Genomic DNA, 25,472 nt, shown 5'->3' on the forward strand with positions numbered 1-25,472 from the left:
TTATTATGAAGAAACATATTCTTATATTCCTGCTGCTTGCGATGGCTTTTGTGGCCTGTAATAAAGAAAAGGCGTTGCCTTATTATCAGCCGGGAGAAGCTGTTACGCTAAACTCCTCCACAACGTCGGTAGTACTGTCGGCAGCAAATGCAGACCAAAAGGTAATGGTGCTTAGCTGGACAGATCCCCGGCTGGCGGTGGATACAGCGAACTATAAATTTGTAGTAGAGATAGCGCCCAACGGCACCCATTTTGCAAAGCCGTTCAGTTATACAGTAAATGGCGGTCAATATGGTATAGGTGTTCCCGGTGCCGACCTGAATAATATGCTGATCGCCTGGGGGGCTGGTTATGGTGCTGCAACGGACCTGGAGATCCGGGTAAAATCATCTTATGCCAATAACAACGATTTGAAAATATCCAATGTTCTGAACGTAAAGGTAAGCGCTTATGCAGTGCCGTTTACGTTAAATGCATCGGCTGCCGGCCCTTTGACCCCAACGGTGGCAACAAAGGATCATATTTTTACGGTGTTGTCCTGGAACGCCCCGGATTACGGATCTTCAAAGGCTTCCTATATAATACAGTATGCATTAGCCGGAACAAATTTTGCAGCCCCGAAAGAAATAGTCATTGCGGCAGATTCGGTCCGGCGTTCGCTGACCGGTTTGGAGGTGTACCAAATGGCTGCCAATTCCGGTATTGCCCTAAATACGACCGGAGCGGTTGAAATGCGGGTAAAAGCCGTGGTGGGTGGTACCGGCCAGGTGTCTTATTCTTCCGTTCAAACATTAAAGATCTCCCCGGTTGAAATGACCTTGTATATGTATATAGCCGGCGATTTTCAGGGGTGGGACCCTGCCGCCGCACCCAAAATTGCTTCTTCAGATGGTGTAAACTATGAAGGATATGCGTGGGTGCCTGCCGGGGGTAATGGTGAGTTTAAGATGACTTCCCAGGCAGATTGGAATGGTACCAATTACGGTGGCTCCTCTACCGCAACCGGCGGCGTTCTGGATCCTGCGGGCGGTAGTTTAAAATGGCCGGCGCTGGGGGCCTATTACCGGCTAAAGGTGAATATGAATACAAAAGCATGGACCATTACAAAAACGGATTGGGGACTTATTGGCAGCGCTACGCCGGGAGGCTGGGATAAATCCACGCCGATGGTATATGAAGTTGCAACGGGTAAATGGAAGGCAACGGTGCTCATGACGACGGGTGAATTCAAGTTCCGGGCAAATAACAGTTGGGATATAGACCTGGGAGCAGCGGGAACTTACCTGGACTATGGAAAAAGCAATATACCCATAACAGCCGGACTTAAAACCATCACATTGGATTTAAGTAATCCTCTGAAATATACGTACAGTATTCAGTAGCCACGGCTACTGGCCTGAGTTGCCCGGTATGATCCATATCGGGCAATTACCGTTTATTAATACCCGACCAAACATAAGGATGTTCGGATAAATTTGCAGGATGAAGACACTTATAAAATTAATGGTCCTGTTATGGCCGCTGGCCTCAGCGGGGCAAAAGGCTCCCTTTCAGCTCCGGGAAGAGCAATTTGAAAAGCTTCCCTTTGGAGCTGTAAAACCAGCCGGCTGGATCAAAAGGCAGATGGAAAAAGATATGCGGGGCTTTGCCGGTAACCTCGATCAGATTGTGCCGGAGCTGGTAAATGACCCTATCTACTCCGGGCGACTGCACAGGCACAGCAAAGCGAAAGACCTGGGCAATTTAAAGGAAGGCGATATCGGCGGCGATGACCAGTACAAGTGGTGGAACTCAGAAACCCAATCCAACTGGCGGGATGGTTTTATCCGGAATGCCCTGCTGCTGGACAATGCAGCAGATAAAAAAAGAGCAAAAGACTATATAGACCGGATACTGGCTACACAGGATCCGGATGGCTACCTGGGGATCTATGACCGGGATCTGCGGTATAAATTTGTTTCGGAGAACGGTGAGCTCTGGGCAAAAACAACGTTGCTTCGGGGATTGCTGGCTTACTATGAAGCCACCGGCGATAAAAAGACGGGGAACGGTATCATGCGCGCCGTGGATGATGTAATGAAACATTACCCGGTTTACAGGTCTAACCCCTTTTTTGCCGGTAAGGAGTTCTCCGGTGGCGTGGCACATGGATTAACGTTCACCGATATCTGCGATGAAATGTACCGGCTTACAAAAAATAGCAGGTACAGAGAATATGCGCTTTTCCTGTATGAGAATTTTTCGGCTAATTTTTCCTTTGAAAAAGACATCCAGTGGGGCAGTATTTTTGACCCTGCATATAAACTGTCGGGCCATGGTGTTCACACATATGAACACCTGCGGCCGTTGACCGTTGCGGCGTTTAGCACCCATGATGCAAAATACAAAGAGGCACTTGGGATCTATCTGAAACGGGTACAGCAAGCGACAACAGTTACCGGAGGGCCGATCGGTGATGAATGGATCGGCGGGCGTAAGGCAAATGCCACCAGCACGGGGTATGAATACTGTTCGATACATGAGTTGCTGGACAGTTATGCAGGGCTGCTGCAGAAAACAGGGGATCATCGTTTTGCTGATAAGATCGAAACCCTCTTTTTTAACGCGGCACAGGGTGCCCGTGATCCCGATCATTCCTGCATTGCCTATCTGAAAACGGATAACTCCTATGCAATGACAGGGCCGCAGAACGGGGGGGCAAACGGAGATCGGAAGCAGACGCGTTATAAATACTCCCCTGCACATAAGGATGCCGCGGTTTGCTGTGTGCCCAATGCCGGGAGGATCACGCCCTACTATGTACAAAATATGTGGATGAAGCAGGGCGATTCGGTGCTGGTTGCAGCACTCCTGGGACCTTCTCTTGTGCGAACGAAGCTCAACGGGACAACCGTAACGATCCACTCAGTTACAGAATACCCCCATGATCTTGGGTTGGTTTTTAAGATCACACAGCAGGCACCTTCCCGGCTTGTGTTAAAGATCAGGAAACCGGATTGGGCTGTATCTGTTGAACTGGATCAGCCATATACAGAGGAAGATGGCTATATCGTGATCCGGAAACGGTTTCAAAAGACCGGGCAGGTCCGCTTAAAGTGGCATGCACGGGTAGCAGACCGTCAGGATGCAAACGGGGCACATTATTTTTCCTATGGTCCCCTGGTGTATGCGCATCCCATCCCGGCCCTGCCGGCCATTGGCAGGGTATATACACCACAGTTTAAGGATTACCTGTATACACCCCGCTCCCAAAAAGAATATAAATATATCGATGATAACGGAGCTTTTTATACCAGGGGTAACTTGCAGGTAAGGGTCCGTGAGAAAGATACCGGTGCGCTGGAAACCATTACACTGATCCCCATTGGAAACACCATTCTGCGCCAGGCTGCTTTTAACCGGTAACCGGCTGGGGGACTAAAGGTTTGCAAAGACCGCCTGGAGATGCTGCAGCATTTTTGTATTGATGGTCCATTGGTCCGCCAGGGGTTCACCGCTGGCCGGGTTTACGGGCATATAAGGAACGGGCCCCGCTTCTGTACAGATGGTAAACCGGCTGGTCTGCTTCCGGTGATGATTGAGGATACTGTGCCACCACGATGAATTCCGGGTGTTTTTCCCGGGTGCTTTTTAAGAGCGGGAGCCAGTGCGCTTTTTCCAGCCCGCCGGCATTGATCTCAATACCGGCGTAGCCCGCAGCGATCACCTTATTGATGAATGCCTCCGGAGGCGTTTGCTCCTGTCCCCAATGCGGACAGATATAATGTAACTGCATATAGATGGATGATTGGGGTTGTCCCCGGCCCGGTTAACCCGGATGCGGAAACTTCTTTGTGCAAACCCGTGCGGAGCAAAGGAGTTCCCTTTTGATCTGAGCGCAATTCCGCGGGCAGCCTTTTAAAAAAAATCATTTTACATACGGGCTTGATGTTGATCAGGCCGGCTCATATAGCACAGGATTAATCGGTGAGTTAATGATTTTCCCTATCTGCGCCCCGGGACACCAGGTATCCCAGTCATTTTGCTGGTTCTTATTTTCAGGCGCTTTTAAACGCATATCGCGGTCCATGTAGATGATCGTCATTACGCGGCGCATATGGCCGGTGGTATTGGCCCCTGCCCGGTGAAACACCCAGCCTGAATGAAAGCTGATCTCACCCAGGTCAAAAGCTTCAATTACGTGTTTAAAATCCGTTACCCGCAGGCGCTGCTGGATCAGCTGCTCACTTTCATCACCAATGGCCAGTTCGCGCCCTTCAATGATCTGGTGGCTTCCCGCGCTGAATTCGAGCGGCCCCATTTCCAAGGGGGTTTCCTGTAACGGGATCCAGGCGGTAATGGTCTTATCGGTTTCCAACGGCCAGTAGTACTGATCGGCATGCCAGGGAGTAATACCACCGCCGCCTTCCTTGAACAGGGCCTGGTCGTGATACATGCGTACGCCCTCCACCTGCATCAGGTCGGCCGCAATTTTGCCCAGGCGTTTGCTGAAGATCAGCGCACACACGGCATCATTTTCGCGCCACAGGTTAAACAACTGAAGGAAGGCTTTGCCATAGGTATCCCGTTCGCCGATCGTTGTTTTTACCGTATTCATCCGGGCAACCTGCTCCGAAATAACGGTGCTGAAATAAGCTACAGCTTCGGGCGACAGCACCTGTTTTAATTTGATAAAACGGTTGGTGTTATAAAAATCAACCTGCTCCCCTGTGAGCGTATAAGGCTGTGTTAACTCGTGTAAGATTGTTTCAGGTATTGCCATCCTCGTATGATTTTGAGCAGTAAAATTAAGCGCTCCCGGCGCGCAGGTTGCTCACTATATTGTCAAAACATACACTATATTTTCCTTTTGCGTAAATTTATGTTGTATCATAAGCAATATTGTATCAATGAAATGGAGCATGATTATTTTTCTTACACAAAGAGATCAGGATGTGGAGTTCCATTCGGCCGGAATAATCGCAGCGAAGCCGCAAATAAAAAATTATACGGATGAAACCCAGTTTTGAGCATGTAGACAGGATGCGGGTGGGCGAAAGTTTTGTAGTGTATGATTATGAAGCCGCACATTTCCCGTTCAGGTGGCATTATCATCCCGAGTATGAATTGACCCTTATCCTGTCCGGATCAGGCAAACGGCTGGTCGGCGACAATTATACCGACTTTTTACCGGGCGACCTGGTTTTGCTTGGGGGGCATCTTCCGCATACCTGGTCAAGTGAGCCCGTACGGCAGCGGGTTGCGGCCGTTGTGATCCAGTTTTCAGCAGTGTTTATTGCGCCGGTCCTGGAATATCCTGAATGCAGGGGTATCGCAGCGCTTTTACAGCAATCGGAACGGGGATTATTCTTCAGGAAAAGGGGCGCAGGAATTGTTATGGAAAAAATAAAACGCTTATCGGCTGCAACAGGTGTGGAGAAGTTGCTGAGCCTCATCGAAATATTGCATCTGCTCAGCAAAATGAATGCCGTGCCGGTGAGCGCATCGGCCATGGTGCATACTTCAACAGACAGAACTGAGGAACGGATCAACAAAGTATTTCAGCATATTTACCGCAACTATAGAAAGCCGTTCCGGATCGAGCAGCTTTCCCGGTTGGTCCATCTTTCGCCCGGCGCCTTCTGTAAGTTCTTTAAAAAAATAACCGGGAAAACCTTTTCTGATTATGTCAATGATATACGTGTAGCCCGGTCCTGCACCTTGCTGTTGGAAACAGACCTGCCTGTTGCACAGATCGCATATGCAACAGGCTTTGAAAGCATCACGTATTTTAACCGCGTTTTCTTCAGAAAGAAAAAAACAACACCGCGCGCCTTCCGGTTGGAGTTAAAAGCGCGCCAGGAGATAAAATAGGCTCCTTCCGTAAAAATACGGTCTGCCATACAGTAGTATCCCTTTCGCCCGATTCAGGTATTGACATCCCCTGCGTGGTGGTGTAATATTGTATCGTTAGGAACGCACTAACCCCAAAAATAAAAACAATGACAAAGCCTTCGCAACAACTGCCCGGTCGCATTTTAGGCTGGATCCCCGATCTTCCCGATGCCCGGGATTTTATTTATGCAGCTCCGCTGAAAGTAATGCAGAAACTGCCGGCAAAGATGGATCTGCGAAAGACCTGTCCGCCGGTATATGATCAGGGAAGCCTGGGAAGTTGTACCGCCAATGCCCTGGGCGCTGCATTTGAGTTTGGAAAAAAGAAACAACGCAAAAAAACGTTCCGCCCGTCCCGGTTGTTCCTTTATTATAACGAGCGGGTGCTGATGCATACAATACAGTCTGATAGCGGCGCTTATTTGCGTGACGGCATCAAATCATTGAATAAACAAGGCATTTGTCCTGAAACAGATTGGCCGTATAATGAAGCGGCATTTGCTCAAAAGCCCCCTGCAGCATGCTATAAGACCGCCTTAAAGAACCAGGTGCTTTCCTATTGGCGGATACCCGTTAATCTTATCTCTGTAAAAGGCTGTCTGGCCGAGGGATACCCGTTTTCGTTTGGCTTTAGCGTGTATGAAAGTTTCATGACACGGGAAGTTGCGGACAGCGGTATAATGCCCCTGCCTGATATTGCGAAAGAGTCGCTTGTTGGCGGTCATGCGGTACTGGCTGTAGGGTATAGCGATGTAAAGCAAATGGTACTGGTACGGAACTCGTGGAGTAAAAAATGGGGTATCGGCGGTTATTTCTGGATGCCCTACGCCTATATTGCTAACCCGGCATTCTGTCAGGATTTCTGGACGGTCCGGGATGTTGAATAGCTGACTGGTTTACGGATAAAAAGTTGCTGCGGCGGTTTCTGTGCCCATACCCGCAACGGGATCCCTGTGTCTGCCGGCACCTGCGGAGGAGGCATATGCGTAATGATTCAAATCCATCTTTTAATAAACAAAAAACAAACACATGTCAAAGATTAACGTAAGGGACATACAGTTGTCTATCGCCCGGGAAAACCTGGGATGGGAAGCCGCCAGCAATGAGTATACGGCGCTTTCGGAAGAGGACCGGCAGTATCTGCTGGGCTTTGTTCCCGGGCCCCATGAAAAGTCGCTCGCGGCCAGGGAAGAAGCTGCATTAAGATCGTTCCGAGCTTTTAAATTGAGCGCAGCAGGAAAAGGCATCCGTAAGCCCAAGGCTTATGGATATCCCACTTCCTTTGACTGGAGAAACGCAAACGGCGCCAATTATGTAACCGCCATCAAAAATCAGAACCCCTGTGGTTCCTGTGTTGCTTTTGGTGTCATTGCTACTGCAGAAACCGCGTTCCGGATACAGCGGGGATCGGCCTCCCTGGCGGTGGATTTTTCAGAAGCGCAGCTTTTTTACTGCTATGCCCGCAGTGAAGGCAGGAATTGCCAGAACGGGTGGTGGCCGGAAAACGCGCTCAAGGCCTTTAGAGACAAAGGGCTGGTGGATGAAGCCTGTTTCCCCTATACGCCGGTTAACCAGCCCTGCAATACCTGCAGCGATGCGGCAAACAGGGCATTGAAAATTTCGGGATATACCAATCTTACGAACCCCGCAGCCATGAAAGAGTGGTTAAGTACCCGGGGACCGTTGGTAGGCTGCTTTACGGTGTACACCGACTTTTTCAGCTATCGCTCGGGTGTATACCGGAGGGCAAACAACCATGTAGAGGGCGGTCATTGTGTATGTGTGGTTGGATATGATGACGTACTCCAGTGCTGGATCTGCAAAAACAGCTGGGGACCGGGCTGGGGAGATGGCGGATATTTCCGGATCGGGTACGGCCAGTGTGGTATCGATTCTTCCATGCAGGGCGTCAACAGTATCGTGGAAACCTACTGGACCGGTGCCCAGAAAGTGATCGGACTCTGGTCGAATGATGCACCTAACAATGCATGGGCCTTTATCCAGAATTTTGGCTGGCGGAAGATTTCGAATGCAAGTGATAACATCCACCTGAACCTGCTTACCCAATGTATTTCGGCCAAGAACAGGGGTACTGCTGTAAGCATCCATTTAACCAACGGCCTGATCGATGAGATCTACAATTAAGCCTTTTTTATTATTTATCCAATTTAATTTAACAGATTATGGCAACAAAGAAAACCGCAGCAAAAAAAACGGCTGCAAAGAAGTCGGGGAAACAGTTTACCGCACCCCTGACCGAAACGGGTTCAACTATCAGGCAGAAAGCAAGGGTAGCAAATGAACCGGTCCTGATGCCCATGCAGGAAGACGCCGGGCTCACCGCATGGAATAATAATACCCGGATCGTGCAAACCTGGGGTAAGGCCGAAAATAATAATGCATGGCTCAATATTACCGGTCTGGGATGGAAGAAAATAAAAGAGAGCAACACCCAGGCATTGCTGGCACTGCTGATGATTGGTGCGCATGGGCGCGATAAAAACAGCCTGGTAAACGTAAGGACGGAATCCGATAATAAAGTGTACGAGTTGTACGTATGGTAGTTGACGCTTTCAGACGGTTCGCTGAATGATGCCGGGCCGTCTTATTTTTTTAGCTTTGTAGTCATATGAGAACAATAAACCTGAAAACGGGAGCAGTATATTCGCTTCAGCTTGATAGCCTGGGCGGTGCAGGGTATAGCTGGGTGGTGGAGCAAAATAATGAATCCGTAGCGGCTATCCGTTTCCATACATTGGCAACGCCGGATGCAATCCGGAAAAGCGGTATCGGGGGCGCGGTTAAAGTGGAGGTGGTCATTAAGGGGCTGCAACCTGGAAATGCCCATGTGCGGCTGGCACAGAAGCGGGTTTGGGAAACGGAGGAGAAACCATTGGCTATAGAAGAGCTGCTGGTTACCGTTACGGGTTAAGGAGACCCGCAGAAAATATAACAGGGATGCCCAAAAGAAGCCGTTACCACCATTATCGGGAGCTCCTTTTTTAATAGTTCATCTCCTTCAAAGTCAATGCTTCGGAACTTCGCCCGGCCATCCCTGCCGATAATGATCCTGGCAGGCCGCTTACATTATAGGGCACTGAAACTTTATGATGAACATCAGAAAGGCAGTTGAGTGGATCTCCTATTGTTCCTGGTAAAATGGGTTGGGGTATTGATTTTATTATTGTCGGGCTTCCGCGTTACAGGTACTGCATATAGGATAAAGATAAGGCTTTTTCCTGGTGCCGCTTTTGCGCGTGATCTGCCGCAACAGGGCGAATGCACCTGGATCGGGTGAAACGAGAGCCACCCGTAATATTTTCAGGCATTGTTAAGTGCCCGTGTTTACAGCAAGGTGTTTCCCGCACAATGCCCTTCCGGAGCTGATCAATGCTGAAATCAGCGTTTGCCCCTTCTGTTGCAATAAGAACCGGAATTTTAGATTATTTTAGCTAAAAACTAAGGTTTATGAAATTGCTGACAACGCTGCTGGCTGTTTTCTGTATGTGCCGGGTGGTTTCTTCGCAGAATGGTTCTTCTCCGGACCGGGCCGAACGGCAACGATCCATTATAAAACTGAACCTGACGGCCCCCATTGTAAAAAACTATGCAGTTCAGTACGAACAGGTGATCAACAAATTCCTGTCGGTGGCTGTCTCGGGCCGGATCATGCCTGCATCCACCCTGCCTTTCAAAAATGAAATAAAGAACAGGATCGTTAAAGAAGATATTGAGCTGGTTGATGATATTGTGGATAAGACGAAGTTCTCAAATTATGCGCTTACCCCGGAACTGCGCTTTTATTTGGGGCGTAAGGGCTACGGCAGGGGATTTTATATAGGGCCTTACTACCGGTTTGCCCGGTATAAAATGCTTAAGAGCAACCTGTCGTTTGATGAAGGCGACGACCACTATACCATCGATCTTTCGGGAAAAGTTACCGCTCATACCGGGGGATTGCTGCTTGGGGCCCAATGGTTCCTGGGTAAAAACCTGGGACTGGACCTGTGGATTGCAGGTCCCGGCCTGGGAGCGGCCAAAGGAACGATGGCCGGGGTATCCACTCCCACCCTTACGCCGGATAACCAGGAAGAATTAAGGAAACAGCTGGAGAAAATAGATATTCCGCTAACAAAAGAGACCATTTACGTGGATGCAACCGGTGCAAGGATCGATCTTAACGGGCCATGGGCCGGTATCAGAACGGGGCTTTTGCTGAGCTTCCGTTTCTGATCCCTGCACGGCCCGCAGGTTAAGATGGCGCCCTGGGGCCTGCAACAGGTATGCTCCCCTCATTATTTCAATCACCCGGCATGATAAAAAAGGGCTCCCGGCTGCCGGCCGGTCCTGAAAATCAGCCGGTTTTTCATGGAATATAAAATAATAGTCAAAATTTTTACTGTAAATCAATTTGTTACGGAGGTGCTTTGAAAAATACTGCCGTTTTTCATTGTTTTTTATAGAATACTCATCTACCTTTGCACTCCCTTAAAATCTGATAGCCCCGATAGCGATCAGGAGAAAGGGCCGGGGGATAGCCCGGATTCACTAAAAAAACATAATATTAAAAATGAGTAAACAACATTTCACCACGAAACATGCGAACGAGGCTACCGTGCAGCGTAACTGGTACGTTGTAGATGGTACTAATCAAACCGTAGGACGTATGTGTTCCCGTATTGCGGCTATTTTACGTGGTAAGAACAAAGCAATTTATACCCCTCACGTAGATACCGGTGATTACATCATCGTGATCAACTGCGAAAAGGTAAAGCTTTCCGGTAACAAAATGGGTCAGAAGGTTTATGATACCTATAGTGGTTATCCTGGTGGACGTAAGGAAGAAGCCGCATCTGATCTGCAAAAACGTCGTCCGGAAGTAATTATTGAAAGAGCAGTAAAAGGGATGCTTCCTAAAAACCGCCTGGGACGTAAGATGTACAAAAAGTTATTTGTATATGCCGGCGATACCCATCCGCATATTGCACAACAACCCAAAGAACTGAAATTCTAAATTTTAAATCTAAAATGTAGAATGTAAAGGTTCTTTCACATTCCCACATTTTCACATTTTCAAATTAAATAAATGGAAAAGCAAAAAAATGCTGTAGGACGCCGTAAAGAAGCCATTACCCGTGTTTTCTTATCCAAGGGTGCCGGCGCCATTACCGTTAATGATAAAGACTATAAGAATTATTTTTCCCTGGTTTACCTGCAAAACCAGGTAGAGCGTCCGCTGAAAGCCATTGAAGCGGCGGATAAATTTGATGTAAAGATCACTGCTACCGGCGGTGGTGTAAAAGGTCAGGCTGAAGCGGCCATGCTGGGTATTGCCCGTGCACTGGTAGAGGTAAACGCGGAGTTCCGGCCTGCATTAAAAGCAGCAGGGTTATTAAGAAGGGATCCCCGTTCTGTTGAGCGCAAGAAATTTGGTCACAAAAAAGCAAGAAAGAGCTACCAGTTCAGCAAGCGTTAAACCTTGTATCTTCAAATTATCAAATTATCAAATTTTCAAATTAGTTAGATGGAAAATAATAATACATCCTTACAACAGCAGCTTTTGGAAGCAGGTGTACATTTCGGTCACTTGAAAAAGAAATGGAATCCTAAAATGTTGCCGTACATTTTTGCTGAGAAAAAAGGCATTCACATCATCGACTTAAACAAAACCGTAGAGTGCCTGCAGGAAACTGCAGCTGCCATGAAGCAGATTGCGCGCAGCGGTAAGAAAATACTTTTTGTAGGTACCAAGAAACAAGCGAAAGATATTGTGACTGAGTGCGCACAAAGGGTAGGAATGCCGTATGTAACGGAACGTTGGTTGGGTGGTATGCTTACCAACTTCAATACGGTACGCAAATCGGTTAAGAAAATGCAGAGCATCGAAAAAATGCTCAGCGATGGCTCTTTCGACAGCATTACAAAAAAAGAGCGTCTGACCTTAACCCGTGATAAAGAAAAGATGGAAAAAGTACTGGGAGGGATCGCTCAGCTGGGTCGTGTTCCTGCAGCTTTGTTCATCGTTGATATCGGTCACGAGCATATTGCGCTGGCCGAAGCAAAACGCCTGGGCATCGGTACTTTTGGTGTGGTTGATACCAATGGAGACCCCAATAAAGTAGACTTCGCCATTCCTGCGAATGATGATGCTACCAAATCCATTGCTATTGTTGTAAACTACATCACGGCTGCTATTGCAGAAGGGCTGAGTGAAAGACAAGCAGCAAAAGATGAGGACGTAGAAGATAATTTTGCTGACGAAAAAGAAAAGCAGGCAGCTAAAATGCAGGCAGAAGCGGAAGCGGAAGCCGGACGTGGCGGCCGCGGACGTGGAACCGGGACTGGTGCAGGCGCCGGAGCTGGTCAGGGTCAGCGTCGCAGAACAACTACCGGAGGTGGTGGTTCAAGAGGCGGAGCTCCCAGAAGATAATAAACGTTTAAGGTTTAAGGTTCAATGTTTGAATTTAAGGCATGGCCTTAGCATTCAGATCCTGGATCTTAAACCTTACTCACTTTAATCCGGCTCTGTAAATGTATAGCCGGATTGATAACAATAAGATTTCATAAATAAGTCCGGTTTAAGATCTGAAGTGCCGAACTTCAAGCCTTGAACTTCAAACTTTAAACAAAAACAATGAGTACAGTAACAATAACCGCACAGGATATTAATAAGCTGCGCCAGGCAACCGGCGCCGGCATGATGGATTGCCGTAAGGCGTTAACCGAAACAAACGGGGATTTTGAAGCCGCTATTGACTGGCTGCGCAAGCAGGGACAGAAAGTGGCTGCAAAAAGAAGCGACCGTGAGGCAAAAGAAGGTGTGGTGGTAGCACAAACCACTGCAGACAATAAAACTGGTATTGTTGTATGCGTAAGCTGCGAAACAGACTTTGTTTCCAAGAATGAAGATTTTGTAGCCTTTGTAAAAAGCATCGCAGATGCAGCCATTGCCAACGATGTTAAGAGCGCAGAGGAACTGAGCGCTGCAGAGATCGGTGGAGCGAAGATCGCAGACCTGGTGAACGATAAACTGGCATCTATCGGTGAAAAAATCGGTATCACCAAGTTTGAAAGAGTAGACGCTCCTTATGTAGCTTCCTATATTCACGGCGCTTACCGTATTGGTGTGCTGGTAGGATTGGATAAAGAAGCGGCAGAAGTGGGTAAGGATGTGGCCATGCAGATAGCGGCGCTGAGCCCGGTGGCGGTAGACGCTTCAAGCGTTCCTGCCGACGTGGTAGCACGTGAAAAAGCTGTGATTATGGACATCATGAAGGAAGATCCGAAAATGGCCGGCAAACCGGAAGAAATGCTGGCCAAAATTGCCGAGGGTAAACTGGGAGCGTTCTTTAAAGAGCAAACCTTAACAGCCCAGGCTTTTGTAAAAGATGCAGGGAAATCTGTTGCTGACTACCTGAAAGAAAGTGGTGATGTAAAAGTTACCGAATTCAGAAGGGTAGCATTAGGATAAATACATTTAGACCTGTTAGGTCTTGTAAAAAGCACCCCGGAAGGGGTGCTTTTTTTTGCCCGGCCGGATGGGGAGCCGGCGCCTCTTTTTCAGTAGTTCACCGGCGGCGGTATCCCATTCGCCGCCGTGATACCGCTTTTTCTGTGTAGTTTTTGTATTTTAGCTTAGATTTATTGAATATGGATACAAAGCCTGGCAAAAGCAGCTCCGGTATTCTCCGGAATATTAAAAGACTGATTTTTGAAGACGAAGGAACATCACATGAGGAATTCCGCGAACCTGCTCCTGTGCCGCCCGTTTTACCCGCACAAAAGCCGGAGCCGGTATCGGTTCCGGTATATACTAAACCGGTTGACACCGGCGCAGTACCGGGTGGCGATCTTAAGGAAATGAAGGGGCGGGTCCTGGAGCTGCTTGAAAAACTAAACGAAGAAGGGATCGACTTCTTTGAGGTTTGGAACGCAGCGGCCGATATGGGGACCATTGATGCTGTTTCTATCAAAGCAGCATTCACCTCGCTGAGGTATGTTGACAAATCGCTTACCAGGGACCGGCTGCTGAGCAGCGCAAGGAAATATGCGGCAAAAATACAGGAAGTCATTGACCAGGATGTTGCGCAAAAACAGGGCCTGAAACAAACGGTTCAGAGCAACCTGGTCAATGAAAAGCAGCAGTTTGAAAAAGAGATGAATGAGCTGGAAACAAAGATCAGGGACCTGCAAAATCAATTATCTTCAAAACAGCAATCCTACAAAGAGCTGGATAGCAAATATGAAGATCAGTTAAAGGATATCGATCAAAAAATTTCCGTTGGCAGGGTTGCCGTAAATGAGGTAGTCAGCGATATACAAAAAGCGATTGCTATTATTGAACAGAATATAAACTAAAATCAGCATATGTCAGAAAAATCACAAATCATAAACATCCCCGCAGAAATCAAAAGCCAGTTGCCTATTTTCCAGGTGCTGGGTGATAAATTGCCTGCCCAGGTAATGACACCGGAGGGGAAAAAAACGATCTCTTCCATTTTTTTCTGGGCGCTCGTTATTGGTGGCGCATTTGCGTTTTTCAAGTACCTGCCGGACCTGGTGCACTATGCACAGCAAAGCGTGCTGCTGGTTATTTTCGGGATCCTGCTGGTCACGCTCCTGTTACTGGCCCCCAGGATCGTTTCGTTACTGCATCGCCTGGGAACTGTATTGCTTTTTAAAGGTGAAAAGGAAATTATAAGAAAGAATCCTATAGAAACACTGCAATTACTGGAACGGGATGCAAAGGATACGTTGAAGCGGGTGAAGAATAAGATTGCAAACGTAGATGGTGTCCGTATCGACATGATCACCAGCGGTGAAAATGCGCAAAAAACGGCGGAGGAGAAATATCAGTATGCAAGGCGTTTTACAACCGGGGCTGCGGATCTGGAGGAAAAGGCAAAACAGGCTGCAGCGGGCGGCAATAACGAGAAAGCCAATGAATTTACCCGCGATGCAAAGGAAACCCGCACCAAGGCCTTCCTGCTGGGCAAGGAAGGCGAGGCGGAAGAACAGAATGCCCGGAGTTATGCGCAGTACGCTAACCAGTTCAGCAAGGTCCTGGAAGTATTAAAGGATAATGAAAGTGCAGCACGTATCTATGTAAGCACCCTTAACAGCAGTATTTCCATTATTGCAAAAAAGCTGGAAGCTACCCAAAAAATGAAGAGTGCTACAGAAGGACTTGCGGATGTATTTAACATAAAAGACGGATGGGCCTTCCAGGAAGCCATGAATGCGGCTACCGGGGCCATTAGTCAGAACATTGCATCCATCCGTTCCAACCTCGATTTTCTGGATCAGAATAACAATGTTACCGTGGGCGGCACTCCTTCCCAAAGCGAACTGGAGGCCTTTATCAAAAAAGTAGATGAGCGTAACCTGAAAGTGCTCAATGTAACGGAAGTGGCCAGCGCCGGCTATGAGCTGAAACCGGAAGAAAAAGTAGACAGGGGTTTTTCCCTGCTGGATTAATCAAACAACAAAACACAGATACATATTATGGAACAAAGATCAACCTGGTCGCGTTTGCGCTGGCCTATTAAAGCCTTTATTATTGCTGTTCCCATTTTCCTGGTCGGTTACTGGGGGTATAAAAGCGGCGTATTTAACAGCCATGACGATGTAAAGACCGAAACTACAGCGGCGGCCAATGGAGGTAATGACGAAGGCGCCAAACCGGCGGATGCAAAATCAAAAGCGGCGGTTTCCGGCAGGACCTTTAACTATGAGCCGGAAAAACCGGTGAACGGTGAACTGAAAGGTGTTGTGGAAGTAGGCGCCTCAGGATTTAATTCTTTCATCATTAACATGGACCCGGAAAAACGCTGGGAGATTGTATCCAAGGATTTCGGTCAGTCCTTTGCCTATGAAGGAATGGCCACTACGGAAGACATCCGCACGGGTCTTAAAAAATATATTGGGAATATGTTTGATAAAGGTGTACGCTCCAAAAATGTACATTTTGTGATCAGCTCCGGGGCGCAGAAAGAACCCAAAACGGCCATCATTGCGTCCGAATTAAAGAAGATGGGATACGTGGTAAACCTGGTAACACCGGACCAGGAAGGAAAACTGGCATTAAAGTCGGTGCTGCCCAAAGCGTATCGTGATAACTCATTTGTAACAGATATCGGTTCGGGAAATACAAAAATATCCTGGGTAGATGCGGCAGGTAATGTACAGGCCGTGGAAACCCCGGGCGCCAAATATTATGAAAAAGATCTGAAAGATGAGGCCGTTTACAGTCAGGTGAAAACAGCAGCGGCAAAGATCCCTTCCGATAAGCGGGACGTATGTTTTATCCTGGGTGGCGTACCGTTTGAGCTGGCCAAGGAGATCAGGAACGGTGAAGAACGGTATACGGTACTGAATGATCCTGATACTTATAAATCGGATAAGATAAAAACAAAAAGTGGCGTTAACATCTATAAAGCGATCAAGGATGTCACCAACTGTGATACATTCGTATTTGACTGGGATGCCAACTTTACGATCGGCTTTTTGCTGTCGATGAAATAAATAAAAGAATAGTGGCAATGAGGCTGTCTCAAAAGTCCGAGACAGCCTCTTTTTATTCGGTAAGGTGATGGAGCGTGAAGTCAAATACGCGATTCTCAGCGCCTTCAAAAACCTTTTGATACACCTTCATTTAATGCCCGTTGCTCTCAGAACTTATATGCAAGCGTAGCCGACCGGCCACCCATATCAAAAGAAACCCTGTCTGAATATTTTTTCAGCCGGTTATTACCAATGGCCCACATGGTAATACCTCCTCCCAGAGCCATAATACCTCCTGCAATGCCCATAGTTCCCACGATAATTTTTGCTTCGCCCGGTGTGTCGTCTATATCATAATTGTACCCGTTATTACTTTGATTTTCCCCCGTGGCAATTAAAGCGATACCGCCTGCGACACAGGCAATGCCTCCACTGGTTAAAACAATACCGGCTCTCCTTAATTTCTGCCATTGTTCAGCGGTTTTTTCCCGTCTGAAATAGGCAGGACTTTGTGACTGGAATACGCTTTTTGATGGCAGCTCTTTCAAAAGTAAACTGGAAGAAGGAATGGTTGCTGTAGCCAGGTCATTTTGAGCGCCGGCGGTTATGGCGGCACCCATTGCCATAAGCAGCAATAGTTTTTTCATGTTGAATGTTTTTTAGATAAAGATATACTCGGACGAATATAATTGTTTTGAAAGCAAGAGGGGAAAAGATTCTGTTAAAAGCCTGCTCATAAAAAAAGCCCGGATAAAACCGGGCTGCCTGTCAGGAATAAATGTCTTAGATAAACCTTTTTTTCTTGAAGTTGCCATTTCCGTTCCCATTGCGGCGGTTCCCGTTCCCGTTGCTGTTGTTCCCGTTGCGTTGCTGGAACTTGTTGCGCTTATTAAAGTTACCTTTATCGCGGTCACGCCCATTGTCAGGACGAAAGGCCTTAACGCTTGGTGTATTGGTAAACGTCAGCTGCCCGTTTGTGATGTCGCTCAGCTCACTCTGGATGGCATCGTCGTGCACAATCTCCTTATGCCAGTTGCTGTACGCCAGTTTCATGTAATAGGCAATGCTGTTGGCAAAGCCCTGCTTTTTATCGGGATCGGTTTCTTCGAGCGCCTTTTCGATCAGGGCCTCAAGGTTGGAGCCCAGGTGTGCCAGCTTTGAACTCCGGGTTGGGTAAGGGATCGGCTCCGGTTTTGCACTGAGCTCCTCCTTTGTGGGTTTTGGGTAAGGGGCCTCTACATCCAGGTTGAAATCAGAGATCTGGAAAAGATGGTCCCACAATTTATGTTTGTAGTCTTCCACGTTTTTCAGGGAAGGGTTCAGGATACCCATTAGCTCAATAACAGCATGGGCGTTTTTCTTTCTTTTTTCGGGGTCTTCAATGGTTAGGATATATTCCACCATCTTCTGCACATTACGACCATACTCCCGTATGATCAGATGATTCCTTGTTGTATTATATTCCATAAAAATGTTTGGGATCGCTCAAATGTATGTAAGTTCAATATCCGGATACGTTATACCTTTGCAGCTGGTTACAAAGATAGATAAAATCGATTTAATTAAAAGCCTGTTTAAAGTTGATTTATTGGCTTTCTTATGATTCTTTTGGCTGGAACTTTGTTAAATTTTTCGCCGGGGCGGCTTGCCGGGATGGCAACTACAAATGCCCGGGATACCCTGTTGCGCTCAAAGATGATCATGTAATAAAGCTAAAGTATAAAATTTAAACCGGCGCTCAACAGCAATTTCATCAAATCCGGGGGGAACGTGTCAATCGCAGTTTATAGCAGCAAATCAGGAAGAGATCTCTATTTGGATCCGTTTAATATATTGGTAATAAATAACTTGTGCTCAGAGTTGAGGAGCACGGAGTTCTTTGTTTTTTCAAAGGGACCGGCACCTGTTTTCCCGGAATTGGATCCTGGTATATGTAGGATATCTTTTTTGAAAAAGGGGGATGGACTTGTAAGCCGCTTGCATGAAAAAAGGTGGGTGTTGCCCCGGTTGTTAAAGAAAAATAAGATCCGGGCACTGCTGGTGCCGGATATTAGCGATGTGCTGAGGACCCCGGTGCCGCAATTCCTGTTCGTGCAGGATACGGCAGTATATACCTCCAAAAGCCTTCCGGTGCTGCAAAAGCTGGCTGGCATCGTGGTAAGCTCCGGTCTTCTTAAAGAAACCCTGGTTCAGCGAACCGGCATAGACCCGGAAAAGATCATAGCTGTGGAAGGGGTGCTGATGCCGTGTTTAAAGCCCCTGGAGCTTACAGCCCTGGTTGATTTTAAAGACCGGGTAACGGCAGGAAGGGAGTTTTTTATTTGCGCAGATACCCATTGGAGCCGGGAGCAGTTGCTCACGCTGCTGAGGGCATTTTCCCGGTTCAAAAAAATGCAGCAATCGGGCTGGAAGCTGTTGCTTACCCAGAGAGGGCGTCATCCCGGACCCTGGTTCAGCGGCGCTTTTGATGTGCTGGATACCTATAAATACCGGGATGATGTGATCCTTTTTGAGGGCTCCGGGCTACAGGACTACGCAGCAGCAGTAGGGGCAGCGTATGCGGCCATTACTTTTCAGCAGGATGAAGGATTTCCGGCTGTGGCCGGTGAAGCGCTGGCCTGCCAGATACCGCTGATAGCGGCTGCTACAGGGAGTAAACCGCTGCACCCGGATATTTTCCTGTTTGATGCGGCAGAGGAAGCGTCTCTCGCACAGCAGTTGATGGAACTCTATAAAAACGAGGCGCTGCGCCAGCAATTTATACAGCGATACGGGGCTCACCCCCTGAAGCTGACCCCGGAAACCGGGTTGGGCCTTCTGAAAAAACGGTTGTTGCAGGCCTGATGGTGAATGCTTACATTTGCGGTTCTGAAGCCGGCGGTATATGTTAAACATAGTGCCCGGGGAAAAGGCGCTTCAACCGGGTAAGGGTCGGCTGTTGAGGGGGGGAGACGGGACCCGCTTCAGGAAACTTAAAACAACAAAGGGATGAAATCAACGATTACAATAAATGTTGAACTGGATGATAATAAAGTACCATCCGAAATAAGCTGGAATGCTACAGCCAGCACCGCAGAAAAGGAAAAAAGAGCCAAGGCGGTTATGCTATCATTATGGGATGGGGCGGAGCGGGCAGCACTGCGGATCGATCTCTGGACCAAAGAAATGATGGTAGATGAAATGGCCGATTTTTTTTATCAGTCGCTTATGACCATGGCAGATACTTACGGGCGTGCAACCCAGTATCATGATCAGGTCAATGAGATGAAGGAGTTCGCCCAGGAATTTTATAAGAAATTCCAGGAGAAGCAAATGGAGCAGCAGAAAGCGACGTAAATACTGAGTGCCAGCTAAGAGCTAACAGCTGATAATAAAGACTGAACACTGAAAACTCAATAATATGTCACTGGAACAAATCATTAATGAAGATATAAAAAAAGCAATGCTGGCAAAAGAAGAAGTAGCATTGCGTAGCTTAAGGGCAATCAAAGCCGCTATTTTACTGGCTAAAACGGCTGAAGGTGCCAAAGACAGCCTGTCTGCGGACGACGAGATAAAACTGGTACAGAAGCTGGTGAAGCAGCGGAAAGATTCGCTGGAGATTTTCGAAAAGCAGAACCGCCCGGATCTGGCACAAAAGGAAAGGGAAGAAATTGAGGTACTGGAACGGTATCTTCCGGCCCAGCTTACCATGGAGGAATTGAAACCCATTATAGCGGATCTGATTACAAAGACAGGGGCTTCCGGTCCTGCTGATATGGGCAAAGTGATGGGACTGGCCTCAAAGGAGCTGGCCGGCAAAGCAGATGGGAAGACCATTGCAGCCATGGTAAAGGAACTCCTGGCTCAATAAAGAGCAGCAAATGATCATTGATCTTGTCTTTGCAGTTCTTTTATGCCTGGCCGTTTTTAAAGGATACCGGAAAGGATTGATCGTAGGTCTTTTTTCATACCTGGCGCTTGTTATTGGCCTGGCTGTGGCAATGAAGTTATCCTCTGTTGTAGCTGGTAAAATTGGCACCATCGTAAAGTTATCCGACAAATGGCTGCCGGTTGTAGCTTTTGTGGTGGTCCTGTTGGGAGTCATCCTGTTGGTAAAGTGGGTGGCCCGGCTTATTCAGTTCTCTGTAGAAAAGATCATGTTGGGGTGGGTAAACCGGTTTGGAGGGATCCTCCTGTTTGCGATGCTCTATATTGCAGTGTATTCCGTTTTGCTGTTTTACCTTAATCAGCTCCGTTTATTGCCGGAACCGGCGGTTAGCAGTTCTGCTACTTTTGGTTTTATAGAGCAGTTTGGAAAGCGGGTAATACATGCTACAGGGGTCCTGATTCCGGCTTTTAAGAACCTGTTTGAGCAGCTGGAACAGTTTTTTAATTGAAAATTTAATAATTTAACTATTGTTTTCACAATATTTTTTTTATAGAATTTAATACTTTTATATAAATTAACATTTTGATTCATTATTAAAATCAATATATTAGCAGCTATATTGCTATTACTACGGAATGGAATACGAAATAAAACAGCACGATAAGTTTAGATACATTGAGGAAGGCGAGGGACAAACGCTGGTGCTGTTGCATGGTTTGTTTGGAGCTTTAAGCAATTTTAGTGATCTGATCAATTATTTTAAGAACCACGTTAAAGTGGTTGTGCCCATGCTGCCGCTGCTCGAAATGGATATCCTGAATACCAGTGTGAGCGGTCTGGCCAAGTATGTGAATAAATTTATTGAAGCCAGGGGGTATGACAATGTGCACCTGCTGGGCAATTCACTGGGAGGCCATGTAGGTCTTGTGTATCTTTTAAGGAATGAACCCCAGGTGGTAAAATCGCTGATCCTTACCGGAAGCTCGGGCCTTTTTGAAAACGGGATGGGGGACAGTTATCCCAAAAGAGGTGACCGTGAATACATCCGGAAGAAAACCGAATACACGTTCTATGACCCTGCTATGGCAACGGAGGAGCTGGTAGATGAAGTATTTGATATTACCAACAACCGGTTAAAAGTGATCAAGATTATTGCACTGGCCAAAAGCGCCATTCGCAACAACCTTGGCGAAGAATTAAGCCGGATCACGATCCCGGCGCTTTTGATATGGGGAAAGAACGACAATATTACACCGCCTTTTGTGGCAGAGGAGTTTAAAAAACTGCTGCCGAACAGTGAACTTCATTTTATTGATCAGTGCGGGCATGCCCCCATGATGGAAGTTCCGGGTGAGTTTAATAAAATTTTGCTTAATTTTTTACAAAGACTGGGAGCTGTTGCAACAAAAGTCTCCTGAAGGCTGTCTTATCGGTAAAGACAGGCAGTATCATGTTAGTTAAGGATCTATCATTTGAAGCATTGCCACAATTAAAATTGTCGGACCGGGTTTATCAGGTGTTAAGCATGATGCAGGAGCATCATGTAATGGATCTTGCGGTGACCAATGATGGGAAACTTGCGGGCCTGGTCAATGAAAATACACTGCTGAATGTAGACGATGAACTTTCTATTGGGGAAATGCCACAACCATTAGGCAACTACTCTGTAAAGGAAGACGAACATTTTTTAAAGGCATTTGCTTTAGCCAGCGCGCATCATTTATCCGTAGTTCCTGTTGTTGACAAGGACAACAATTTCGTTGGTGCGATCGAATCCAGCACACTTTCTGAATATGTGGCCGGATTTCTGCAACTCCAGGACCCGGGAGCACTGATCGTTCTTGAAATTGATTCGAATCAATATTCTTTTGGCGAAATCACAAAGATCGTTGAAGCAAATGATGCACGGATCACCCAATTGAATACCCGGCCTGTCAGGGAACGGAATGCGCTTGAAATTACGATCCGGATCAATAAACTGGAAGTTTCTGATATTGTGAGTAGTTTTCAGCGATACGATTATCTTGTTAAGTATTATTTTGGGGAAGAATTATACACAAATGAACTAAAAGAGAATTACGAAAACCTGATGAACTACCTGAATATATAGTACCCGTAATTATCTTTAGATGTGAAAATCTTAACCCTGAAAAATAGACCCCTTATTCTTATCCTTCTGTTATTGGGGTGTTGCACAACGCTATTGGCCCAGGTGGATACCACAGCTGCCGGTTCCAGGGAAGTTAACAAAGCCTCCCCGGTTACAGAAAACAATCCTAAAATTGACAGCCTGCCACATTTAATAGACCAGGCATTCATTATCCGGAATATTATATTTGAAGGGAACAGGAAGACGCAGGACACCATTTTGCTGCGGGAACTGCCCTTTAAAAGGGGCGACTCCATTCTGCTGGAGAAAATTCCGGAATTGTTTGAACTGGCAAAAACAAGGATACTGAACCTGAACCTGTTTCAGAAAGGAAATGTATCCGTATTGTTGTTTGACCCACCTTATGTGGATATTAAAATAAAGGTGACGGAGAAATTGTACCTGTTGCCCTTTCCATATTTTAAACCGGTAGACCGTAATCTCAATCAATGGCTGTTTGAAAAAGGAGCCAGTACCGCAAGGGTCGATTATGGGGTAAAGCTGCTGTGGGACAATGTTACAGGAGGTAACGATAAGCTGCGGTTTTATTTTATTACAGGTTACACCCGGCAACTGAGTTTTGGCTATCTGCGTCCTTATATCGATAAAAAGCTGAAATGGGGCTTCAATATAAAGGTGGATCTTGGCAAGAACCATGAAGTGTTGTATAACACCATCAACGACAAGCAGCAATTTATAAAGGATACCGGCTTTTTGAAAAACTTTTTCGACAGTAAGCTGGAATTTTCCTACCGGAAAAAGATCTATACCACGCATTATTTTGGTTTGGGCTTTCACTCGCTCCGGCTGGGTGATACGGTGTTCCGGCTCAATCCTAATGTGATCAACCACAGCGGCGAGCAAATAAAGTACGGCGAGCTGTTTTACCGGATGCGTTACGAGAATGTGGATTTTACACCCTATCCCACCCAGGGGCATGCAGCAGAGATCTTCGTTTCCAAGCAGGGATTCAATAATGCCATGAACCTTTGGCAGCTAACCGTAAAAAGCGTGGGCTACTGGCGGTTGGGCAGGCTCTCTTACTACAGCCTGGGTGCCAGCGGTACCCTGAAACTGCCGTTTAAACAGCCTTATTATAACCAGCAGCTGCTGGGTTATGGCGACATGTTTTTACGGGGATACGAGTACTATGTAATGGACGGCGTGGCCGGTGGTCTTGTCAATGCCTCGCTGGCTACCCGGCTTACCAATTTCAGTTTTTCACTTCCTTTTCTCCGTCGGCAGTTTCCGGAAGCAGTGCCGCTTAAGATTTACAGCAAAATATTTGGTAATGCGGGCTATGTGTATAATCCGCATCCCGGACCCGGCAACCGGTTACCCAACAGGCTCCTGATCGGCGGCGGTATCGGGTTTGATATCTTTACGATTAACAACGTTACTTTAAAAGTAGAGTTCTCCTACAACCACTTAGGCGAAAACGGTATATATTTACAGAAGAAGGAGGACGTTTTTTAAAATGACAATTGCCGTTTACAGCCGTGGTATTGATCAGTTACAGCTGGAGGATGTAAAGACATTCTTCCAGGAATTGAAAGCCTATGGCCTCAGCTATATCGTGTTCCGGCCTTTTTTTGAGGAGATCAGGACCACTATAGGGCTGGACCCGGGTACCAGGATATTTGAACAATCGGCCGATCTCTCCAAGGATGTGGAATGCATCGTAAGCCTGGGCGGCGATGGTACCCTGCTGGACACCGTGGCGCTGATCATGGATAAGCCCATTGCCATTATGGGCATTAATTTTGGCAGATTAGGCTTTCTTTCCAGTATTGGCCGCGATAACCTGCGGCTGGCCATAAAATCGCTGGCATTGCGGACCTATGTAACCGAACAGCGGACACTGGTGCACCTGGATGCAGACATGCCCTTATTCGGAGACAAACCTTTTGGCTTAAATGAATTTGCCATACATAAAAGAGATACGGCTTCCATGCTGAAGATCCATACCTACATTAATGGCGAATTTCTGAATGTATATTGGGCAGATGGTCTTGTAGTGGCAACGCCCACCGGCTCAACCGGCTATTCTTTAAGTTGCGGTGGCCCCATCGTTTTCCCGGATTCCGGGAATTTTGTTATTACACCGGTGGCTCCGCATCACCTTAACATGCGCTCGCTGGTGGTAAACGACAACAGCATCATATCCTTTGATATCGAAAGCCGGTCAGATGATATCATCTGTGCGCTGGATTCCCGTAAGGAGATCGTTACTAAAAATGTATCGCTGGCTGTAAAAAAAGAGATATTCACGATCGCATTGGTACGCCTCAGCGAAAATAATTTCCTGCATACCTTGCAAACAAAACTGATCTGGGGGCTCGACAGGAGAAATTAATCCGTAGGCCGCCGGGGATACTGGGCCGATAAAAAAAGCACCGGCCTGAGTGCCGGTGCCGGAATATATTTACGCGCATGCAGTTTAAGATCCGGATTCGGAAACTTCTGTTTTATCCTGCTCTTCCTTGTCTTTTTTCTTCTTCTTAAAAGGATTCGGAGGCTTGGAAGGGTGGGGTGGCCGCCGGTCTTCCTTTTCTGCTTTGGTTTCTTTAGCATCTGCATTTGAATCCTTTGATTCCTTGGAAGCGGCCTCTTTTTTATCGCTCTTTTCTTCCTTACCTTCTTTGTTTTTTACATGGCGCTCATGTTCTCCTTTCCAGAAATCCCGCTGGTCGGTACCTACTTTTTTCCAGAACTCTTTACGACGTTCGTTACGTTCTTCGGAAGTTTCGCCTTGCTCCGCTTTTTTAGAATCGGATTTTTTGGCTTCTGTTTTTTTATCGCTTTTATCCTCGGACTTTTTGGAACTCTGCGCATAGGAAACGCTTAGTAAGCCCAGTCCAAGCAGCAAAAGAAAAAAGGATTTTTTCATATATATGTTTCTTTTAAATAGTAAATGTTCAAAAAGAGTCACCGAAATTATTGAGAAACCGGTGTTCCCTCTATACCTGATTCCGGGTATATTTTATGGGTGCGGGGGCAGCGGTGGTCTGGGCGGCAGCGGTGGCCGGGGTGGGTGTTGCGGACGCCGGTGCCTTACGGGCTGGTAGTGCGTAT

Annotated in this window: 28 protein-coding genes; 23 read left to right on the forward strand and 5 right to left on the reverse strand. The window is 47.0% G+C overall.

The annotated features are described in order from the left end of the window. Positions 1 to 5 precede the first annotated feature (5 nt). Both BLS44_RS09480 and BLS44_RS09485 read left to right on the forward strand, forming a co-directional pair. On the forward strand, positions 6 to 1,382 hold the full coding sequence (locus BLS44_RS09480) for a SusE domain-containing protein (RefSeq protein ID WP_090389830.1): 1,377 nt from the start codon (positions 6 to 8) through the stop codon (positions 1,380 to 1,382). A gap of 100 nt (positions 1,383 to 1,482) precedes the next feature. After that, entirely contained in the window at positions 1,483 to 3,405 is a 1,923-nt protein-coding gene (locus BLS44_RS09485; RefSeq protein WP_090389831.1) for a beta-L-arabinofuranosidase domain-containing protein, read from the forward strand. A gap of 85 nt (positions 3,406 to 3,490) precedes the next feature. Here BLS44_RS09485 and BLS44_RS09490 read toward each other — a convergent pair whose 3' ends face one another. After that, positions 3,491 to 3,775 carry a hypothetical protein gene (locus tag BLS44_RS09490; RefSeq protein WP_090389832.1) on the reverse strand — a complete coding sequence of 95 codons (285 nt, stop codon included), beginning with the start codon at positions 3,773 to 3,775 and terminating at the stop codon, positions 3,491 to 3,493. A gap of 159 nt (positions 3,776 to 3,934) precedes the next feature. After that, a complete protein-coding gene (locus BLS44_RS09495) occupies positions 3,935 to 4,762 on the reverse strand; it encodes a phytanoyl-CoA dioxygenase family protein (RefSeq protein ID WP_090389833.1) in 828 nt (275 codons plus the stop codon). A 230-nt stretch (positions 4,763 to 4,992) separates the two neighbouring features. Here BLS44_RS09495 and BLS44_RS09500 point away from each other — a divergent pair, with 230 nt between their 5' ends. The 13 genes from BLS44_RS09500 (at position 4,993) to BLS44_RS09560 (ending at position 16,398) form a co-directional block, all read left to right on the forward strand. Continuing rightward, on the forward strand, positions 4,993 to 5,853 hold the full coding sequence (locus tag BLS44_RS09500) for an AraC family transcriptional regulator (protein ID WP_090389834.1): 861 nt from the start codon (positions 4,993 to 4,995) through the stop codon (positions 5,851 to 5,853). A 128-nt stretch (positions 5,854 to 5,981) separates the two neighbouring features. Then, positions 5,982 to 6,761 carry a C1 family peptidase gene (locus BLS44_RS09505; RefSeq protein ID WP_090389835.1) on the forward strand — a complete coding sequence of 260 codons (780 nt, stop codon included), beginning with the start codon at positions 5,982 to 5,984 and terminating at the stop codon, positions 6,759 to 6,761. A gap of 142 nt (positions 6,762 to 6,903) precedes the next feature. After that, positions 6,904 to 8,019: a C1 family peptidase gene (locus BLS44_RS09510; protein ID WP_090389836.1), complete on the forward strand. Its 1,116-nt coding sequence runs from the start codon at positions 6,904 to 6,906 to the stop codon at positions 8,017 to 8,019. Positions 8,020 to 8,057: 38 nt separating this feature from the next. Then, complete coding sequence (locus tag BLS44_RS09515; protein ID WP_090389837.1) at positions 8,058 to 8,438, forward strand: hypothetical protein; 381 nt, start codon at positions 8,058 to 8,060, stop codon at positions 8,436 to 8,438. Between the two features lie 65 nt (positions 8,439 to 8,503). Beyond that, positions 8,504 to 8,806, forward strand: coding sequence for a protease inhibitor I42 family protein (locus BLS44_RS09520; RefSeq protein WP_090389838.1), 303 nt, complete (start codon positions 8,504 to 8,506; stop codon positions 8,804 to 8,806). A gap of 536 nt (positions 8,807 to 9,342) precedes the next feature. Continuing rightward, positions 9,343 to 10,107: a DUF3575 domain-containing protein gene (locus BLS44_RS09525; protein ID WP_090389839.1), complete on the forward strand. Its 765-nt coding sequence runs from the start codon at positions 9,343 to 9,345 to the stop codon at positions 10,105 to 10,107. Positions 10,108 to 10,444: 337 nt separating this feature from the next. Then, entirely contained in the window at positions 10,445 to 10,888 is a 444-nt protein-coding gene (gene rplM / locus BLS44_RS09530) for a 50S ribosomal protein L13 (RefSeq protein ID WP_090389840.1), read from the forward strand. 72 nt (positions 10,889 to 10,960) lie between these two features. Further along, on the forward strand, positions 10,961 to 11,350 hold the full coding sequence (gene rpsI / locus BLS44_RS09535) for a 30S ribosomal protein S9 (RefSeq protein WP_090389841.1): 390 nt from the start codon (positions 10,961 to 10,963) through the stop codon (positions 11,348 to 11,350). A gap of 48 nt (positions 11,351 to 11,398) precedes the next feature. Continuing rightward, complete coding sequence (gene rpsB, locus BLS44_RS09540) at positions 11,399 to 12,304, forward strand: 30S ribosomal protein S2 (RefSeq protein ID WP_090389842.1); 906 nt, start codon at positions 11,399 to 11,401, stop codon at positions 12,302 to 12,304. A gap of 204 nt (positions 12,305 to 12,508) precedes the next feature. Continuing rightward, on the forward strand, positions 12,509 to 13,345 hold the full coding sequence (gene tsf / locus BLS44_RS09545) for a translation elongation factor Ts (protein WP_090389843.1): 837 nt from the start codon (positions 12,509 to 12,511) through the stop codon (positions 13,343 to 13,345). 179 nt (positions 13,346 to 13,524) lie between these two features. Continuing rightward, positions 13,525 to 14,232, forward strand: coding sequence for a hypothetical protein (locus BLS44_RS09550; RefSeq protein ID WP_090389844.1), 708 nt, complete (start codon positions 13,525 to 13,527; stop codon positions 14,230 to 14,232). A 9-nt stretch (positions 14,233 to 14,241) separates the two neighbouring features. Next, positions 14,242 to 15,351 (forward strand): hypothetical protein, encoded by a 1,110-nt coding sequence (locus BLS44_RS09555; protein WP_090389845.1) that lies wholly within the window; start codon positions 14,242 to 14,244, stop codon positions 15,349 to 15,351. A gap of 27 nt (positions 15,352 to 15,378) precedes the next feature. After that, positions 15,379 to 16,398, forward strand: a complete 1,020-nt coding sequence (locus BLS44_RS09560) for a hypothetical protein (protein WP_090389846.1) — start codon at positions 15,379 to 15,381, stop codon at positions 16,396 to 16,398. Between the two features lie 146 nt (positions 16,399 to 16,544). On the opposite strand, the gene BLS44_RS09565 is transcribed toward BLS44_RS09560, so the two are convergent. Both BLS44_RS09565 and BLS44_RS09570 read right to left on the reverse strand, forming a co-directional pair. Continuing rightward, positions 16,545 to 17,024 (reverse strand): hypothetical protein, encoded by a 480-nt coding sequence (locus BLS44_RS09565; protein ID WP_090389847.1) that lies wholly within the window; start codon positions 17,022 to 17,024, stop codon positions 16,545 to 16,547. A 136-nt stretch (positions 17,025 to 17,160) separates the two neighbouring features. Then, the gene (locus tag BLS44_RS09570) at positions 17,161 to 17,844 is read right to left on the reverse strand and encodes a DUF4290 domain-containing protein (protein ID WP_090389848.1); all 684 of its coding nucleotides are present in this window, start codon (positions 17,842 to 17,844) and stop codon (positions 17,161 to 17,163) included. Positions 17,845 to 18,375: 531 nt separating this feature from the next. Between BLS44_RS09570 and BLS44_RS09575 the strand changes: the two genes are divergently transcribed. The 8 genes from BLS44_RS09575 (at position 18,376) to BLS44_RS09610 (ending at position 24,753) form a co-directional block, all read left to right on the forward strand. Beyond that, entirely contained in the window at positions 18,376 to 19,221 is an 846-nt protein-coding gene (locus BLS44_RS09575; protein ID WP_143019711.1) for a glycosyltransferase, read from the forward strand. A gap of 144 nt (positions 19,222 to 19,365) precedes the next feature. Beyond that, entirely contained in the window at positions 19,366 to 19,713 is a 348-nt protein-coding gene (gldC, locus tag BLS44_RS09580) for a gliding motility protein GldC (RefSeq protein WP_090389850.1), read from the forward strand. A gap of 64 nt (positions 19,714 to 19,777) precedes the next feature. Beyond that, positions 19,778 to 20,230 (forward strand): GatB/YqeY domain-containing protein, encoded by a 453-nt coding sequence (locus BLS44_RS09585; protein ID WP_090389851.1) that lies wholly within the window; start codon positions 19,778 to 19,780, stop codon positions 20,228 to 20,230. Positions 20,231 to 20,240: 10 nt separating this feature from the next. Beyond that, positions 20,241 to 20,756: a CvpA family protein gene (locus BLS44_RS09590; RefSeq protein ID WP_090389852.1), complete on the forward strand. Its 516-nt coding sequence runs from the start codon at positions 20,241 to 20,243 to the stop codon at positions 20,754 to 20,756. A gap of 127 nt (positions 20,757 to 20,883) precedes the next feature. Beyond that, the gene (locus tag BLS44_RS09595; protein WP_090389853.1) at positions 20,884 to 21,666 is read left to right on the forward strand and encodes an alpha/beta fold hydrolase; all 783 of its coding nucleotides are present in this window, start codon (positions 20,884 to 20,886) and stop codon (positions 21,664 to 21,666) included. Positions 21,667 to 21,698: 32 nt separating this feature from the next. Further along, positions 21,699 to 22,358 carry a CBS domain-containing protein gene (locus BLS44_RS09600; RefSeq protein ID WP_090389854.1) on the forward strand — a complete coding sequence of 220 codons (660 nt, stop codon included), beginning with the start codon at positions 21,699 to 21,701 and terminating at the stop codon, positions 22,356 to 22,358. A gap of 21 nt (positions 22,359 to 22,379) precedes the next feature. Then, positions 22,380 to 23,873 (forward strand): POTRA domain-containing protein, encoded by a 1,494-nt coding sequence (locus tag BLS44_RS09605; protein WP_245729166.1) that lies wholly within the window; start codon positions 22,380 to 22,382, stop codon positions 23,871 to 23,873. A gap of 1 nt (position 23,874) precedes the next feature. Then, positions 23,875 to 24,753 carry an NAD kinase gene (locus BLS44_RS09610; protein WP_090389855.1) on the forward strand — a complete coding sequence of 293 codons (879 nt, stop codon included), beginning with the start codon at positions 23,875 to 23,877 and terminating at the stop codon, positions 24,751 to 24,753. An 84-nt stretch (positions 24,754 to 24,837) separates the two neighbouring features. Here BLS44_RS09610 and BLS44_RS09615 read toward each other — a convergent pair whose 3' ends face one another. Further along, on the reverse strand, positions 24,838 to 25,287 hold the full coding sequence (locus tag BLS44_RS09615) for a hypothetical protein (protein ID WP_090389856.1): 450 nt from the start codon (positions 25,285 to 25,287) through the stop codon (positions 24,838 to 24,840). Between the last annotated feature and the right edge of the window lie 185 nt (positions 25,288 to 25,472).

Source organism: Niabella drilacis (assembly GCF_900101395.1).
In the GTDB taxonomy this organism is placed as follows: domain Bacteria; phylum Bacteroidota; class Bacteroidia; order Chitinophagales; family Chitinophagaceae; genus Niabella; species Niabella drilacis.

What these genes read in the sequence shown, in the direction of transcription:
- BLS44_RS09505 (WP_090389835.1), top strand. Translation starts at nt 5,982, where the DNA reads ATGACAAAGCCTTCGCAACAACTGCCCGGTCGCATTTTAGGCTGGATC.
- BLS44_RS09490 (WP_090389832.1), bottom strand. Translation starts at nt 3,775, where the DNA reads ATGCAGTTACATTATATCTGTCCGCATTGGGGACAGGAGCAAACGCCT.
- BLS44_RS09495 (WP_090389833.1), bottom strand. Translation starts at nt 4,762, where the DNA reads ATGGCAATACCTGAAACAATCTTACACGAGTTAACACAGCCTTATACG.
- BLS44_RS09520 (WP_090389838.1), top strand. Translation starts at nt 8,504, where the DNA reads ATGAGAACAATAAACCTGAAAACGGGAGCAGTATATTCGCTTCAGCTT.
- BLS44_RS09565 (WP_090389847.1), bottom strand. Translation starts at nt 17,024, where the DNA reads ATGAAAAAACTATTGCTGCTTATGGCAATGGGTGCCGCCATAACCGCC.
- BLS44_RS09555 (WP_090389845.1), top strand. Translation starts at nt 14,242, where the DNA reads ATGTCAGAAAAATCACAAATCATAAACATCCCCGCAGAAATCAAAAGC.
- BLS44_RS09600 (WP_090389854.1), top strand. Translation starts at nt 21,699, where the DNA reads ATGTTAGTTAAGGATCTATCATTTGAAGCATTGCCACAATTAAAATTG.
- BLS44_RS09595 (WP_090389853.1), top strand. Translation starts at nt 20,884, where the DNA reads ATGGAATACGAAATAAAACAGCACGATAAGTTTAGATACATTGAGGAA.
- BLS44_RS09500 (WP_090389834.1), top strand. Translation starts at nt 4,993, where the DNA reads ATGAAACCCAGTTTTGAGCATGTAGACAGGATGCGGGTGGGCGAAAGT.
- BLS44_RS09515 (WP_090389837.1), top strand. Translation starts at nt 8,058, where the DNA reads ATGGCAACAAAGAAAACCGCAGCAAAAAAAACGGCTGCAAAGAAGTCG.
- BLS44_RS09585 (WP_090389851.1), top strand. Translation starts at nt 19,778, where the DNA reads ATGTCACTGGAACAAATCATTAATGAAGATATAAAAAAAGCAATGCTG.
- BLS44_RS09525 (WP_090389839.1), top strand. Translation starts at nt 9,343, where the DNA reads ATGAAATTGCTGACAACGCTGCTGGCTGTTTTCTGTATGTGCCGGGTG.
- BLS44_RS09590 (WP_090389852.1), top strand. Translation starts at nt 20,241, where the DNA reads ATGATCATTGATCTTGTCTTTGCAGTTCTTTTATGCCTGGCCGTTTTT.
- BLS44_RS09570 (WP_090389848.1), bottom strand. Translation starts at nt 17,844, where the DNA reads ATGGAATATAATACAACAAGGAATCATCTGATCATACGGGAGTATGGT.
- BLS44_RS09560 (WP_090389846.1), top strand. Translation starts at nt 15,379, where the DNA reads ATGGAACAAAGATCAACCTGGTCGCGTTTGCGCTGGCCTATTAAAGCC.
- rplM (WP_090389840.1), top strand. Translation starts at nt 10,445, where the DNA reads ATGAGTAAACAACATTTCACCACGAAACATGCGAACGAGGCTACCGTG.
- gldC (WP_090389850.1), top strand. Translation starts at nt 19,366, where the DNA reads ATGAAATCAACGATTACAATAAATGTTGAACTGGATGATAATAAAGTA.
- BLS44_RS09510 (WP_090389836.1), top strand. Translation starts at nt 6,904, where the DNA reads ATGTCAAAGATTAACGTAAGGGACATACAGTTGTCTATCGCCCGGGAA.
- BLS44_RS09610 (WP_090389855.1), top strand. Translation starts at nt 23,875, where the DNA reads ATGACAATTGCCGTTTACAGCCGTGGTATTGATCAGTTACAGCTGGAG.
- rpsI (WP_090389841.1), top strand. Translation starts at nt 10,961, where the DNA reads ATGGAAAAGCAAAAAAATGCTGTAGGACGCCGTAAAGAAGCCATTACC.
- tsf (WP_090389843.1), top strand. Translation starts at nt 12,509, where the DNA reads ATGAGTACAGTAACAATAACCGCACAGGATATTAATAAGCTGCGCCAG.
- BLS44_RS09615 (WP_090389856.1), bottom strand. Translation starts at nt 25,287, where the DNA reads ATGAAAAAATCCTTTTTTCTTTTGCTGCTTGGACTGGGCTTACTAAGC.
- rpsB (WP_090389842.1), top strand. Translation starts at nt 11,399, where the DNA reads ATGGAAAATAATAATACATCCTTACAACAGCAGCTTTTGGAAGCAGGT.
- BLS44_RS09485 (WP_090389831.1), top strand. Translation starts at nt 1,483, where the DNA reads ATGAAGACACTTATAAAATTAATGGTCCTGTTATGGCCGCTGGCCTCA.
- BLS44_RS09480 (WP_090389830.1), top strand. Translation starts at nt 6, where the DNA reads ATGAAGAAACATATTCTTATATTCCTGCTGCTTGCGATGGCTTTTGTG.
- BLS44_RS09550 (WP_090389844.1), top strand. Translation starts at nt 13,525, where the DNA reads ATGGATACAAAGCCTGGCAAAAGCAGCTCCGGTATTCTCCGGAATATT.